Origin of the sequence: Candidatus Nitrososphaera gargensis Ga9.2 (assembly GCF_000303155.1) — an archaeon.
GTDB classification, from domain to species: Archaea; Thermoproteota; Nitrososphaeria; order Nitrososphaerales; family Nitrososphaeraceae; genus Nitrososphaera; species Nitrososphaera gargensis.
Genome location: NC_018719.1, coordinates 1,926,257 through 1,940,130 on the forward strand (window position 1 = coordinate 1,926,257; position 13,874 = coordinate 1,940,130).

The following is a 13,874-nucleotide window of genomic DNA, read 5'->3' on the forward strand; positions in this document are numbered from 1 at the left end:
TGGCGTAGGTAGCATGGCTCGTCCACATGAATACCTACGTTCTGTTTATTGATTGGATAGTATAAGATAATTTATCGCCTCTAAAGTAGAAGCTTTTTACAGAAAATTAATAACAAAATCATCATTTTCTGTCACATTGACAATTGAAGATATTGACCCCGATATCCGGGGCATACTTCTTCCGGGTGAACAGATCATATTCATAGCCTCGCAGTCAAAGGTTGCCCCGGGCGGCTCATTCTTGCCAAACAGTATCTACATTACAAACATACGCGTCATATTCAAGGACCCGCGCTGGTTCGGGTTGAAAGTAGACATAATGGATATCAGCTACAGAGACATATCCACGGTCATGCTCAAGCGCGGAGTTTTCACGACAGAACTTTACTTCAAGCCGCATTTTACAGACTACAAAGTCAAGCTTCCAGCGCTCGAAAAAAAGGCTGCCCAGAGAATCAGTCAGCTCATCCAGAGAGGGATAAGAGGCGAGCTGCCAGGTCAGAACCAGCTGACAATTCCTGACATCAGTGCAGTGCAGACAGTAGAGCAGGCTGCTGCAGCAGAAGTACAGCCTGTCGAAAAAGAAGAAAAAAAGCCAGCGCAAAGCGCCGATAACACAACAGCTTCTTGTCGCTACTGCAATTTCACCGTGCAGCCAGCATCCAAGTTTTGCCCAGAATGCGGCAAGAGCGTGCAGATAGAGACAAATATCTTTAAAGTTTGCCCAAGCTGCGACGCAGTCACTTCGGATGACGCGATTTTCTGCAGCACGTGCCACCAAAAGTTTCCGGACAACTTTCTCCAATAGAGAAAGGCTCCAGAAATCTTAAGAGTTCAATCCTGCGGCATAACTGCATGGGTGCAATTCTAGCGGCAATTTTGATCGGCATCCTGGTATTGGCGATAATAGGGCTTGGCTGGCAGAAGTTCTTTTCAGGGATTGCAAGCGGCGCCAGGCAGGTGGTTGATAACCCTCTAGTCGAGGAAGCCAAGGAATACTTGGGTGGATTTGCAGGTCAGAAGGATATCCCAAAACGCGATAGGACCTGAGCACTAGAATTTTTATGCTTCGCTGCACTTGTACCGGCCGAGCATGAACAATCAAGAGCTCTGCAAAGCCGTGGCCGGCTTGCATGGCAGCGTAGAAGTCGCCATGGTACTGTCAAATGGCAAGATCGTCGGCTCATACCTAAAATCAGGCGGCCCTGTGCCGGACGAGGACGAGTTCCGCTACATGATTTCACAAATTGAGATGATAGTCAGGGCAACAAAGGCCAACGAGGACAAGTTTGGCGAACTTGGATTCATCACCATCCACTACAAGTATATCGACGGGCTCTTTTTCCCCCTAAACGACCGCGATACCCTGATTGTGGGGGCAGTTCAACCTTACGACCATGATGCTCTGACAGGCAAGATATTGACGCTTTTGGTACGCATGAAGTAGGTAAAAGTGGGCAGGGGGTGATTTGAACACCCGACCACCTCGATGTCAACGAGGTATCATAACCGAGCTAGACCACCTGCCCCGTTATTAACTGCAAATTTTTGCTGCCCAAATATATGTTGTAGATTTTGCATACCTGTGGAACGGCGCTCCTGAGCTTTGTTCTACAAGCCAGATATACGCTAGAGATTCAATTTTAGCAGATGAAAGGGCGCGATGCTCAGTATTACGAGGAGACGCTGCGTCTATTGAGCGAGATCCTCGCAACTCTGAAAGAGAACAATAGCATGCTCAAAGAGCACAACTCTGTAGTCAGCAGCATCGACGAGAGGGTAAGAAGAATAGGGGTCAACACGTCCAACCTGCACTAACCACAGATAAGGTTAAGTGTCACCCAGGGAGTTTTTATTTCAATATTTGGACAGCGAGTCCTTCAAGATAATTCACGGCGACGCTTACGAGACTGTAAGACGATTGCCCGGCAACAAGTTTCGCGCAATCATTACTTCGCCGCCGTATTATCGCCACAGGCACTATGGCAACAACGATCACGAAATAGGCAGGGAGCATACAGCCGAAGAGTATCTTGACTCGCTTACCAAGGTATTTTCAGCGTGTCGAGACATACTTGCAGACGACGGCAGCTTGTGGATAGTCATAGGCGACACCAGGCGACGCCATGAAAAACTGAGGATTCCTCACAGGCTTGCAGAAAGGCTTGTGCATGCAGGCTATGTCTTCCGGGAAGACATTATCTGGTACAAGAAAAACAACGTGAGCAGCAGCTCGCAGGACAACTTTTCCCAAGCATACGAATATGTCTTGTTCTTTTCAAAGAATCGCCGCTCGTATGCAAACCTTGACGCGGTAAGAGTGCAGGGCAACGAGGCGGTCGAAGGGCGCAACAAGGTACCACCACCGGACATGGTACAGTACGCGCCAGAGAACCCCAACAAGAGCGAGATCACGCGCATTGCAAACATCATACATGGTGCGTCACCTTCGACTCCACTTTCAGAGCTTCCAACGACTTCAGAGATAGCTCGAGCCTATGGCTACGATCCGGAAAAGTTCTGCCCGACATGCTACCGCAAGTTCAAGCGTCACGCTACGCGCCGGAGGATAGGAGATCACAAGCATTACCCGATATTTGCAGTCTGCAATCCACACGGCAAGAACCCGTCAAACGTGTGGGAGATTGCAACAAAGGCGCACTATGGCAACGAGCACTTTGCGATATTTCCTGAGGAGCTAGTTGACATGATAGTCAGGTTTGCGACTGAAAAGGGCGATTATGTTCTGGACCCATTCGCCGGGAGGGGGACCACTGGCATTGTCGCGACATCTCTTGGCCGCAAGTTCGTTGGCATAGACCTTTATAAGGAAAATGTGGAAAAGGCCAGCAGGAACATCACCAAGGCAGATTGTAGCAATGGCGCAAATCTAATAATGGGACTCGCGCCCAATAGTCCGCGTTGACAGCTGCTGACAGTAGTAATGGTAGCAGCCTGACTGGCAGCGAGAAAGAAGGGCTGTACAAGGCTATATTCTCAAGAAGGGACGTCCGCTCTCACTTTGTGGACAGGGAAATACCAGACGATGTCCTGCTCAGGATATTGAATGCGGCCCACCATGCTCCTTCAGTCGGATTTTCACAGCCGTGGAACTTTATCCTAATAAAGGACAGGGCGATCCGCCAGAAGGTCAAAGAGTCGTTTTTGCGCGAGCGCTCGCGCTCGATTTCAATGCTTGATGGCAACAAGCAGCGGCAAAAACAATATGTTTCGCTAAAGCTTGAAGGGATATTGGAATCTGCAATTAACATCTGCGTCACCTATGACCCGACGCGCTTTGGACCCTTTGTCCTTGGTCGGACATCCATAGAGGAAACAGGCGTCTACAGCGTCGCCTGTGCGATTCAGAATCTCTGGCTCGCGGCAAGAGCCGAAGGGGTAGGGGTCGGCTGGGTGAGCATCCTTGCAAATGAAGATCTTGAAAAAATACTGGCGATACCGCCGCATGTTAAGCCTATCGCATACCTGTGCCTTGGATACGTGAGCGAGTTTGCAGAAAAGCCGGACTTGGAGCGTGCCGGCTGGCTTCCAAGGATGGACCTTGCCAGTGTGGTTTGCTATGAGCAGTGGGGCGTGCATGATTCCAAATCATGGTCATCTCTCTGTGCTATCATGGGAAAAATGAGCGAGGGCAATCGTGAAGACAATATATAATCGTGCACTGAACGGTAATCATTCGGCAGGCAAACGGGTTGAAATTTGGACCTAGCATAGGCGGGCGAGAAAACTGCGACTGCTGCGCGTGCGGCAGCGGCCTGTTTTTTAGCATACATTATCACAATCTCGCCAGGTACCTATTTGTCACGCTTGCATTTGCCGGCCTCCTTTCCACAGGATGGTTTGGGATACCACTTGTCCCGCAATATCTCGTCAGTAACGAAGTAAACATCATAGCCGGCATTTTCACGCTTTTTAGCGCCCTTGGCACGATCTGGGGCGTGATGGCATATCGCGAGTTTACAAAGTCCATACAACTTGTCATGGACGCAAGGGATGCGGCGCGAAGACTGGACCACATGATAGGCGAGTACGAATACAAGTCCTACAACCCAATCACCAAGGACTATGAAGCCGGTTTTGTGCCTGCCGGCCCGATAGATTTCTGGGACAAGGAAATGCAAGTGCCGGCTTGGATGGACAAAGGCAAGTACTGGCATATACTGCTCAGCCTTCAGGGCGGGAGCCGCGAGGTCCGGCTGACAGTTGTCAAGGACAGAGACCTGCCGTTTAACACTGGCACCCGGAACGTCGCAATCACAGCCCGGCAGAGGGTTGACGGCGGAGAAGCAAAGACATCGCGCTACGTCTATGTCGTCAAGATCCCGCAATGGCTTGTGATGAATACTGACCGTAACAGGTTTGCCGACGGCGCTGCAGGCGATCAACTGGCCGAGCTTGTCGCCGACCTCAACAGGAAGATAGTAGCAGCTTCTGACGAAGTGGCAGAATGGGAGAGGCAGAGGATAAAGTACCCGTGGAGCGGCATGACGCTCGGCATCTACCTCAACAAGAGCCTGCCTTTGAGGATCGTTTACCGGCAGGTTATAAGGAACTTTCCAGGCGCAAAGAGGCGCGGCATCGAAGAGACAAACGCCAACCTTGCAAACGTCAAGGACGACGAGCTCGTCGCTTCGTTGCTCGAACTTGCATCTGAAAAAGGGATTCCCCAGAGCAGGATCGAAATGCTGCGGCTGCTTGTCAGGTTTTTAAAAAATGCATATACCAAGCTTGGGCTTGGCGAGGGTGCAAGCGAATACCACAACTTCCATCACTCGCTTGAAGTGTCATATATGACCCTCCACATGATTCCAAAAGAATTTCAAGAGATCCAGTTTGGACCCAAGGATTACGAGATTGCGCTGGTGGCAGGGCTCCTGCACGACTATGATCCAAGCCAGCCGCTTGCATCACATGAAGGGCCCAAAGGTCCAAGCGTCGTTAGGACAATGCAGGAAATTTCAAAGACGCGAATACTGGACGCCTACTTTACCATGGGGTGGGAAGAATTTGCAAGCTATTTCCGTCAGTTCAAGTCGCCGCTTTCGCCTCCTGAGGAGTTTGCCACTACGCATCCCGAGTTCGTCAAGATGAACTGGAGCCCCCTAGAAAGCATTATGGTAGAAATGCTGATCTGGAGAACAGACTTTCCGTTCTTCAGACAAAAGCTCGCGCAGGAAATGTTCGCGCGCCTTCAGGAGCAGCTGGCCAGCAGAGGCGAGGACACCGACAGGATAAAGTTGCTTGCCGAAATCCTGTGGCTTGCCGACCTTGCCGTGACGTACATGGGTTCAGACCCCGTGAGGGCATGGGACAGGGTCACCAACCTGTACGACGAGCTGAACCTGCCTAAGCTCGAGGCCGTGCCAAGGACTGATGCCTTTTTCTCAGACTTTGCTGAAAATGAGACCTTCAAGCAGATAATCGGCATGAAACACTTTCCCTATATTTTCCGGCAGAGGTGGAGCCTGATCTACCAATTCTTCCACGAGGGCAACCCGTCAACGCAGCTTAACAGGACCATAGCCACCGCCAGAAAGATGTACCTGAAAGTGAACTTGGAGATAGGTATGAGGAGGGGCGAAATGCTGCAGAACATGGCTACCAATAACTGGGCCGAGTATTTCATAGGAATTGGCAAGGATCAAAGCGAAGTTTTCAAGGCAAAGTCCCGCTTTACAGAGCTTGAGCCGCAGAACGCCTCTGCCTTCTGGGGAGACACTGAAAAGCTGCTTCCTGCAATTGCCGACAGGTCGATAGACAACTTTTTGATGGTGCTGCCGGAACATTCTGCGCCCTTTACCACGATGGAAAGCAAGAGCTCATTCCGGTCCATGCTTGCAGTGATATCAAAAAAGCTGACAAGTGGCGGCGCGTTCCGAATCTTAACCGATATGGAAAAAGACAGTGCAGGTTTCAGGGAGCTTGTGTTGCTCGCAAATCAGGCCGGCTTTCAGCTGGCTACACACAATGACAAGGCATATTTTCCAGAGGGCTGGCGGGACCCAGAATTCCGGCATGACAGAAAAGTACAGGTCGTGGTGCTTGCTCCAAAATAGACGAATGCCTTAAATTGGCGCTACAAAGGTTGAACAGTGCGAGGGCTCGTAGCTCAGCATGGACAGAGCGAACGCCTCCTAAGCGTTAGGTCGAGGGTTCGAATCCCTCCGGGCCCGCTCTCTTATGGATACACGAATCCTTACACTGGTAACTTTGCAGGAGATCAGACTTATTCCACGAGGGATTTCAATGTGATCTTCCGCAAGTCATCAGAGTCCCAGTTTGTAATTTTTAAAAATGAATAGGGACAGGAGGTACGATGAAGAATAAACATGCCGTGGCACATCGTATTCTTTTATGGGACTGTTATTGCAGGCTCGGCACTGGGGCTAGGCTGCCTGGCCGCTGGGATTTACTTTGAGTTCCTGAGAGGCAGGAGGCAAAAAAGGTTGTTGCCGCTGACCGCAGAGAAAAAGATGCCGGCAGGCTAGCAAGACGAAAAAGAGGCTGCATGGCCTGCAAGAACATGAAGTTGGTGGAACTGCAGAACAATACCTGCACATACTTGCACACTCAATCAGTCAGTCAGCGACATCGAGGCAACTTCTCCTTTTTCGTGTATCGGGAACGACACAGTAAACGTGGCGCCCTTGCCGTCAGCGTTGTTCTCTGCCGATATCTTGCCGCTGTGCGCCTCGATTATGCTCTTTGTTATGAACAGCCCAAGGCCGGTGCCTCTCTCGTTCTCCTTTGTCTTTGTGACAAACTTGTTAAACAGCACGGGCATGATCTCGTCAGGGATGCCGGGGCCGTCGTCACGTATCTTGATCTCCACTACACCTTCATCGTCGTTATTGATGGTCTGTATGGTGATCGTACCATTCTTGGCAAACTTTGCAGCGTTGTCAATGATGTTCGCAAATGCCTGCACAAGGCGCTCTCTGTCGCCCATTATCCTGACATCTTCGTCCAGGTCAATCTTGATGCTTATCATCCCGTCCTGGGTGGCAAACTTGGTTGACGAAGACGATATCCTTTCCACGAGCTCCGACACGCTGAGCGGCTTCATGTCGTATGAAATATTCCCGCTCTCGATCTTGCCTACATCCAGTATGTAGGTCGCCACGGTGGACAGCCTCTTGGCCTCAGTCACGATGCTCTTCCACGCTTGTTCGTTGCTGATGAGCCCCTTCTCTGCTAGTTTCACAGAGCCCATTATCGGCTGGATTGGAGTGCGGAGCTCGTGCGCTGCGACAAGGATAAAGTCGGTCTTCATCTTGTCCAGTCTCTGCAGCTTTTCATTGGCTTCTGACAGCTCCTTGTTCTTTGCCGACAGCTCTTCGTTCATCTTTTTCAGGTCTTCACTTTGGCCGGTCAGCCTAGCGTTTGCCCGCTGGAGGACCTTTTCCTTCTCTACTAGCTCGTCATTGATTCGCTGGAGATCAAAAGTCTTCATCTTGATCTGCTTGTTAAGGTTGGCATCTACTTCTGTTACCTTCCTTCTCATGACCTCAAACGCCATCATGAGACGCACCAGCTCGTCAGAGTTCTTGTAGCTGCCCTTGGTCAGCTTGCCGTTATAGACCTGCACTTCAAAGTTGCCCCTTGCTATCTGCTCTGCACTCTGCTCGATCTTTCTTACCGGCAGCAGGATGAACACTGCCAGCAACGCTCCGATGGCGCCAATCGCCGCTGCGACAATAATAATAACAATTACCAAGCCTGTTGTTGCTGCTGCGCCAGCCCCTGCAAGCGACTGCTGCATGTAGTAGCCTACGGCCCCGGTAGCCAGCGCGGCCACTGCCAGAAAGCCAATAATAATTTTTGTTACTATCTTCGTAATTTCTCTCTCCTCTCGAATGGCCCGTCTGTTTGAGAGGGGTTTGATCACGTTAAACTAGTGCATGTAATCCGGTACAACAGACAGAGCCTACCTGTAATACGGCGAAAAGGAGTGGCGCGATTTCGCGCTCGGCTCTAGCGAAAATACTTCTTTTACTGCCAGAGTCCACACCTTTTTCGGCTTTTCAAGGATGCCAAACTCCTTGAGTCTGGTCTCTGCCTGCAAGACCAATTTCGGATCGGTCACTTCCTCCGCGCTGCCCTTCAGCTGATATCCGCCCCGCGTGTCCCTGTCAAATATTGCGACCGACACCTTGGGCCATGAATTGATGTTATGGAACGTCTTGTTCGTGAACGCGTCTGCAAACAGCAGCTTTTCGTTCTGCAGTATGCCAAGGACGTATCGTGGCGAAATGTTCGGGATGCCCTCGGCGCTGACGCTCCCGACAAGAACTACATGGTCCTGCTTTATTATGAGCCGGATGATATCCTCATCGATCTGAACCAAGCAGCTACCAGAGGCTTTTATGATAGGATGGGTTAAAAATTCTTCTACAGCCTATCGCTTCGCAGGCAGTCGCGACTATGTGCTCTTGACAGCAGTCGTATAAGCATCATCTGGCTGAGACGTCAAGCGCCCTTAGCATCATATCGGCATATTCCTTCGTCAGGTACTTCAAGAAGGCGAAACTTGGCGGCACCGATATGCCTTTTACCATCGCCCGGTACTGCTCGACCAGCGGCACCATAGAGTCAAGCGCCCCACTCTCAATTACCATTTTCCTTGCATGCTCGCGGTTTTTCAAGAGTTTTGAGAAGGTGATGGCTGCTGCTCCTGTCGCGGCCAGTATGAACATGTTGGGCATCATGTCATGCACGTCTTCTTCAATGTCCTCAAAATCGTCATGCAGGTCCTGAAGCGCCTGGTTGTAGTGCAGCACGGCCGCGACATTCTGGTTAAAATCTGGCAGCTCGGCGTCCAGCACGTGGGCGTATATCATAGGGGCGTCTGAAGCCTTGAAGAGGCTGTAGTGCCTTATTTCCTTGAAGTTGAAGATGTGATCCTTTATCAAGAGCCGCTTTACCGCCTGTTCATAGTCCATGAACGGCCAAGATCGCTTCAGCAGAAAGTCAAGCGAATACTTTAAGTGGCTACTCTGAACCTTTTTCACAGAGCGCAGGACGCCCCTTGCAACCCTCTCGTACTTTTTGTTGCCAACCTCGTAGAACCGGTCTATCAAAAGCACGTACCTGACAAGCGACTTGACGGTCCTGTATATAAGGATCGACCTGTCAAGATCCCTTGTGTTAGAATAGGCCACGAAAAAATACGTTGCCATGTCCTGCGCCTTGTGATCCAGCGCATTCAAGAGCGGCGACGGTGCAGGGTCGTACCTGCCAAGCATGCCTGCGATTTCATCCAAGCCCTCTACAAACCTCGGCTCGCCGCGCCTCAAGAGCTCTTCGGATTTGATGACGAGCAACTGCCTGATGTCGCCTGCCAAGATCTGCTCTGAATTGTTGATCACAAGACAATCACCACCATCAGTAGCAGCAAGACTGGACCCAAATCGCTTCGATCTCCTTGTTCGAGGGCATCAGGCGGCTAATAACAACATAGAGTAAAGGATAGTTGACAGAGGCTGGCTCTATAAAAAATTCTATAAAAACGCCTCACGGTGCTACAGCTATAAAAAGAACTCTGATGATCTACAACGTTATTTCCTGCCAGCCTAAAATTCTTCTGATCTTGTTGTAATTTTCTTGAATAATTTTGTGCTCTTTACTTTTCATGCTGCCATTGTCGGGGACGGCCATCATCTGGTACTCGTATGCGGGGTCGTCTGCGCCATAGCCGTCGGCCAGAGTCGCCTCACGTATCAGTGCCTTCCTGATTAGATCTGATATGGTCTCGCCGCACAGATTGGCATATTCCCGTATCGCCTCAAGTTCTTTCTGGCTTAATTCTGCGGTTATAGTCGGCATCTGCGGGGAATTTTTCTGCCCGGTTCATTTGATAAAAGCACTTGTATGTATGGTTGTGTTACATTCACCAATTGACCAGCTTTTTGTCGCTGATGATGAACTGCCTGTTGTACCATAACAGCCCTGCGGCAAAGCACAGGTACGCGGCGTTGTATGCCATGGTGATATGGAATACTTCAGACATGTCGGATGCGGCCGCAACTCCAAGCATGCTGTCGGCAAGGACCAGCAATATCCATCCTATGAATATCCACGGGATAGACGTGAGCTGGCCCTTTCCAGCATTCATGACTATGAGGACGGCCGGGACTATGAGCAGGGCGTCCAGCACAGGGTAGACTATGCTTATCGCCAGAGTTGCTAGGGCACCGGGACCTTCAAGCTCAAAGACGCCCACCAATGTCTGGATGTAAAAAGCCAAGAACAGCGCGGCCGCTACTCCCACGATGGCTATTGCGGATCTTTTCAGCCCTTTGCCAAAGAACCTTGCAGTGCTGAGCAGGTGGTAGGCGAAGGGCCCATAGCCGGAAATCCAGAATACGTCGGCTATCGAAGTAGTATGTGCCCCTATTCCTAGACCCAGCTCATAGTACGCCCAGATGGATTCAGCCACGACCCATAGCATCAGCCCTGCTGCAAGGGCGGCATAAGCCCTTCCAAAGAGGCCGCCTACTTTTTGCCTCCTGACTACTACAAGCGATAGGGCAGCTGCAGCGCATACCGTGCCTACTCTGGAGATGTCGCTGACAATCGCCTCTATTTCAGAGCCAGCGGTGAAAAAGACGGCCCCGTCTATTGCTGCGATAGCAGCGATCAGTCCGAGCACCAGATTCCTGCGCGCCCGCTTGATGTCCAGATATGCTTGCTGCTCCTCCATCAGGCTTCACCTATCTCTATCATTTTCTGTATCCTTTCAAGCGGAGAGCACTTGGCCGGAGGATTCTGCTGGCCGGCCTTGCCTCCGCAGCGCTTTTGCAGCTGCTGCCACGTTTCTTCCATTATCAGGTCGGCGCCCGGCCCAAGCAGATCCCGCAAATTTGAATAAAAGAAATTGATGTCAATTTTTTTCGAATTGGAAAGTACGCCCCTGCTGTTCAGATACCATGTTATGGTCTTGTGGATCGGCCCGCCCAGCGACTCTATGGCGGCGTCTATTGACTGGCGCAAAATAACCTGACCGTTGCCGCCCATATTGTTGCTGTCACGCCCCACCATATCCACCATAATTGCTGAAATTCGTATCTCCAGTTTGTCGCCGGAGTGGCTATAACGATCAAGATGTAGAATAATTTACATACGAATTCTAATATCTAATCTTCAAGCGCTCACTCTGTAGTACATTGGAACAAAAGGCAGACAGGTCCCTAGAGGATGGTAGAGGATATCCAAACACATATTTGAGGACTTATTGGATACTCGAGAGCCTCTATGAGAGTTCTCCAGTGCTCTACTGCGTCGTAAACGCAGCGGGGACAATACTTGACTGTAACGAGACATACGCAAGGCGCGTCGGATACTCGAGAGCCGAGTCTGTGGGCAGATCGATATTCAACCATGTGGGGCCCAACAGCCTGGTCGCCATGCAAGAGTATCTTGAGGCATGGGAGAAGAAGGGGCTTGTCGAGAACTGCGAAGTATGGCTCAAGAAAAAGGATGGCAGCGTCTTCCCAGCGCTGCTAAGCGCCGCCTCTGTGCACGACGAGCGGGGCAGGGTTGTCGCCTGCAATATCGCGCTGATAGATCAGACCGATATTTACAAGACCAAGAGAGATGTCGAAAAGGCAAATGAGGAGCTAAAGATAAAGGAGCAGCTAAAAAACGAATTTATCGCGATAGCATCACATGAGCTCCGCACCCCAATCCAGCCGCTTCTCGGCTACGCCATCCTTGCAAAGAAGGGCAAGATAAGCCAAGAGGCGGCATGGGAAGGCGTACTTCGGGAGGCGCGCAAGCTGCAGCAGCTGGCAAACGACATCCTTGACGTGAGCAGGATCGAGAGTGGCAGCCTCATGTACCAGATGGAAAAGGTTGCAATAAATGACCTTTTAGTCGGCGTGGTCGACTCTGCAAAGACCAACTTGGCAAAGGACGTGACGATGGACCTTGTGATCGACGACGCTAGCAGGAGCCTAGAAGTCAACCTTGACAGGTCGCGCATAACCCAGGTGCTGTCCAACGTCATCGGCAACGCCGTCAAGTTCACAGAGCAGGGCAGCATAAAGGTAGAATGCCGAGCGTTCCCGGGCAAGAACAGGGTGGAGATCAGGGTAATCGACACGGGCACCGGCATACCAGAGCAGGTACTTCCGAACCTGTTTGGCAAGTTTGTCACAAAGAGCACAGGCGACACGGACGGTCACGGCGGCACAGGGCTCGGCCTTTTCATAAGCAAGGCGATAGTGACTGCCCACAAGGGCGAGATCTATGGATACAACAACGCTACAGGCGGGGCCACATTTACAATAGTCCTGCCCATAGACCAGTCAAACATTATCCGCGACTAGAGCGCCCTGCCTTTCTGGAGCTTTTTCAGACCTTCAAGCAGGTCCAGGACCTGCTGGTGCGTAGGGTTCAGGTCCTTGATCTCCTTGGCGTTCACGTTCAGCTTTTCCAGTTCCGAATAGATCCCCTTGTCCTCTATGAGGTCTACGAACGGGTCAAGCTCAAACGGCTTTTGGATGAGTTCGACAACCTGCTGCAGGGTCTTGACAGAGTCCACCAAGGTCTCAAGCACATAAGCCGACGCAAAAAGGATCCTCTGCTTTGGCTCTATCGCCAAGATCTCCTTGGCTACTTCCATGCCATCCTTTTTTGGCATGCGGTAATCCAGAATCACCGCGTCAAACGGCGGCCTCTTCATCATCTTGCGGTTGCGGGCTGGCTCGTCCTTTTCCAGTTCATGATAAAATGCTTCAAGACACTGTTCGCCGTCGTTTGTAATTATTACGTCGTGCTTCCTGTCCTTCAGCGCGAGTTCATACTGCATCGCTATGTCTGGCTCATCCTCTGCTATCAGTATCTTCATTAACTCAAAAGCTACCCTCCCCCATGTATATAGGAAGGTGCCTGTCAGAATTGTTACATACAACTACTTTAAGCGGATCTTGGCATATCGAAAAGGGTTGATGAAGAAAAAGTCCGTCAACAGGGCTGACATGGCTGATATGCAGCTGGCCCTAAAAAAGACTCTGGATCTGTTTGGCGGCGACTCGAGGGATCTTTTGCTGTTTTACCTTTACAAGGAACACGGCATCTCTGTATATGACCCTGACAACCTGTCAAGGAAAAAGATCGAGTCGGCATTTTCTGACCTGTTTGGCAGGGGCGCGACCATATTGATGGAAAAGTTCAACTCGGAAATGAAGAGTGCCTGAGCTGGATAGAATAAAGAAGAGGAAAGCGCGATTTGCACTTGTAGTTTCTACGTCATTGTTGCTTGATGCTGTGCCTTTGCCCATGCCGTTCTAGGAGTGGTGGTCCTCCCAGACAAGCAGGTCAGGCGCTTCCCAGTGCCAGACAGTTTGAAGCTCTGGATGGTCAGGCTCCGATACAGCAGAATTCCACCGGCCCGGGGTAAATCAACAAAGAACGCCTAGGGCTGTTTTTCATCACCTTCGTCATCTCCCAGCTTTTCATCTATCTTTTTCTGCAGCTCTTTGTACTGCTTGTACTTTTTCGTCCATTTCGAAAGCACGAACCACTGCCTGATGCCTATCCCTATCCAGACAAGTACGGTGACGATCACGACAACCTGCACTATCCTGAACGAAGGGTTGTCTGGAGGCCCGCCCCTAAACGGCGGCCCCCCATCAAACCCGTCGCCATCAAAGAACGTTTCGCCGATAACTATGGTAGTAATGATGTGTGTCGTAGGAACGATGATGACAAAGGACAGTATCATCAGGAGAAACAGCCTTTTTGTCATGTTCAGCTGGCGGACTATCTCGTCCATTGCCCTGAAGATGTTTTCAATAGGCTTGTCGTCGTCTTTTGCCACTGACTAAACTCCCCTCCCGCTCATTATAAGA

General features: G+C 50.7%; 19 protein-coding genes and 2 tRNA genes. 12 read left to right on the plus strand and 9 right to left on the minus strand.

The genetic code is table 11. From position 1 onward, the window contains the following. Positions 1 to 136: 136 nt before the first annotated feature. From NGAR_RS11590 to NGAR_RS11595, 3 genes are all read left to right on the plus strand, one after another. A complete protein-coding gene (locus NGAR_RS11590; protein WP_015019930.1) occupies positions 137 to 808 on the plus strand; it encodes a PH domain-containing protein in 672 nt (223 codons plus the stop codon). 71 nt (positions 809 to 879) lie between these two features. Continuing rightward, entirely contained in the window at positions 880 to 1,050 is a 171-nt protein-coding gene (locus NGAR_RS17685) for a hypothetical protein (RefSeq protein ID WP_187147486.1), read from the plus strand. Positions 1,051 to 1,093: 43 nt separating this feature from the next. Next, positions 1,094 to 1,447: a hypothetical protein gene (locus tag NGAR_RS11595; protein ID WP_015019932.1), complete on the plus strand. Its 354-nt coding sequence runs from the start codon at positions 1,094 to 1,096 to the stop codon at positions 1,445 to 1,447. Between the two features lie 7 nt (positions 1,448 to 1,454). Here NGAR_RS11595 and NGAR_RS11600 read toward each other — a convergent pair. Next, positions 1,455 to 1,529 (minus strand) — tRNA-Val (locus NGAR_RS11600). A gap of 121 nt (positions 1,530 to 1,650) precedes the next feature. On the opposite strand from NGAR_RS11600, the gene NGAR_RS18505 reads away from it, so the two are divergent. The 6 genes from NGAR_RS18505 to NGAR_RS17690 all read left to right on the plus strand — a co-directional run bounded on the left by NGAR_RS18505 (position 1,651) and on the right by NGAR_RS17690 (position 6,509). Next, on the plus strand, positions 1,651 to 1,818 hold the full coding sequence (locus NGAR_RS18505; protein WP_015019933.1) for a hypothetical protein: 168 nt from the start codon (positions 1,651 to 1,653) through the stop codon (positions 1,816 to 1,818). A 46-nt stretch (positions 1,819 to 1,864) separates the two neighbouring features. Beyond that, positions 1,865 to 2,926, plus strand: a complete 1,062-nt coding sequence (locus NGAR_RS11605) for a DNA-methyltransferase (protein ID WP_015019934.1) — start codon at positions 1,865 to 1,867, stop codon at positions 2,924 to 2,926. Further along, positions 2,923 to 3,675 carry a 5,6-dimethylbenzimidazole synthase gene (gene bluB, locus NGAR_RS11610; protein WP_015019935.1) on the plus strand — a complete coding sequence of 251 codons (753 nt, stop codon included), beginning with the start codon at positions 2,923 to 2,925 and terminating at the stop codon, positions 3,673 to 3,675. Before NGAR_RS11605 ends, bluB begins: the two co-directional genes overlap by 4 nt. A gap of 38 nt (positions 3,676 to 3,713) precedes the next feature. Then, positions 3,714 to 6,077 (plus strand): hypothetical protein, encoded by a 2,364-nt coding sequence (locus NGAR_RS11615; RefSeq protein WP_015019936.1) that lies wholly within the window; start codon positions 3,714 to 3,716, stop codon positions 6,075 to 6,077. A gap of 42 nt (positions 6,078 to 6,119) precedes the next feature. Then, positions 6,120 to 6,194: transfer RNA gene (locus NGAR_RS11620), tRNA-Arg, on the plus strand. A gap of 156 nt (positions 6,195 to 6,350) precedes the next feature. Continuing rightward, complete coding sequence (locus tag NGAR_RS17690; RefSeq protein ID WP_187147487.1) at positions 6,351 to 6,509, plus strand: hypothetical protein; 159 nt, start codon at positions 6,351 to 6,353, stop codon at positions 6,507 to 6,509. Positions 6,510 to 6,595: 86 nt separating this feature from the next. Here the strand turns inward: NGAR_RS17690 and NGAR_RS11625 are convergent, their stop codons facing one another. From NGAR_RS11625 to NGAR_RS11650, 6 genes are all read right to left on the minus strand, one after another. Further along, a complete protein-coding gene (locus NGAR_RS11625; protein ID WP_015019937.1) occupies positions 6,596 to 7,909 on the minus strand; it encodes an ATP-binding protein in 1,314 nt (437 codons plus the stop codon). Between the two features lie 39 nt (positions 7,910 to 7,948). Then, positions 7,949 to 8,368 (minus strand): pyridoxamine 5'-phosphate oxidase family protein, encoded by a 420-nt coding sequence (locus tag NGAR_RS11630; RefSeq protein WP_015019938.1) that lies wholly within the window; start codon positions 8,366 to 8,368, stop codon positions 7,949 to 7,951. A 106-nt stretch (positions 8,369 to 8,474) separates the two neighbouring features. Beyond that, positions 8,475 to 9,389: a hypothetical protein gene (locus NGAR_RS11635; RefSeq protein WP_015019939.1), complete on the minus strand. Its 915-nt coding sequence runs from the start codon at positions 9,387 to 9,389 to the stop codon at positions 8,475 to 8,477. Positions 9,390 to 9,570: 181 nt separating this feature from the next. After that, a complete protein-coding gene (locus NGAR_RS11640; RefSeq protein ID WP_015019940.1) occupies positions 9,571 to 9,846 on the minus strand; it encodes a DUF6290 family protein in 276 nt (91 codons plus the stop codon). Between the two features lie 64 nt (positions 9,847 to 9,910). Beyond that, positions 9,911 to 10,723 (minus strand): hypothetical protein, encoded by an 813-nt coding sequence (locus NGAR_RS11645; protein WP_015019941.1) that lies wholly within the window; start codon positions 10,721 to 10,723, stop codon positions 9,911 to 9,913. After that, positions 10,723 to 11,061 carry a hypothetical protein gene (locus NGAR_RS11650; RefSeq protein WP_015019942.1) on the minus strand — a complete coding sequence of 113 codons (339 nt, stop codon included), beginning with the start codon at positions 11,059 to 11,061 and terminating at the stop codon, positions 10,723 to 10,725. Before NGAR_RS11650 ends, NGAR_RS11645 begins: the two co-directional genes overlap by 1 nt. Positions 11,062 to 11,186: 125 nt before the next feature. Between NGAR_RS11650 and NGAR_RS11655 the strand changes: the two genes are divergently transcribed. Next, on the plus strand, positions 11,187 to 12,350 hold the full coding sequence (locus tag NGAR_RS11655; protein WP_015019943.1) for a PAS domain-containing sensor histidine kinase: 1,164 nt from the start codon (positions 11,187 to 11,189) through the stop codon (positions 12,348 to 12,350). On the opposite strand, the gene NGAR_RS11660 is transcribed toward NGAR_RS11655, so the two are convergent. After that, positions 12,347 to 12,871 (minus strand): response regulator, encoded by a 525-nt coding sequence (locus tag NGAR_RS11660; protein WP_015019944.1) that lies wholly within the window; start codon positions 12,869 to 12,871, stop codon positions 12,347 to 12,349. The genes NGAR_RS11655 and NGAR_RS11660 overlap by 4 nt on opposite strands. Before the next feature lie 37 nt (positions 12,872 to 12,908). Here NGAR_RS11660 and NGAR_RS11665 point away from each other — a divergent pair, with 37 nt between their 5' ends. Further along, positions 12,909 to 13,220, plus strand: a complete 312-nt coding sequence (locus tag NGAR_RS11665) for a hypothetical protein (protein ID WP_148681374.1) — start codon at positions 12,909 to 12,911, stop codon at positions 13,218 to 13,220. Between the two features lie 96 nt (positions 13,221 to 13,316). Next, positions 13,317 to 13,442, plus strand: a complete 126-nt coding sequence (locus NGAR_RS18845; protein WP_266190248.1) for a hypothetical protein — start codon at positions 13,317 to 13,319, stop codon at positions 13,440 to 13,442. Here the strand turns inward: NGAR_RS18845 and NGAR_RS11670 are convergent. After that, on the minus strand, positions 13,439 to 13,843 hold the full coding sequence (locus tag NGAR_RS11670; protein WP_148681375.1) for a hypothetical protein: 405 nt from the start codon (positions 13,841 to 13,843) through the stop codon (positions 13,439 to 13,441). The two genes, NGAR_RS18845 and NGAR_RS11670, sit on opposite strands and share 4 nt — an antisense overlap. Positions 13,844 to 13,874 lie beyond the last annotated feature (31 nt).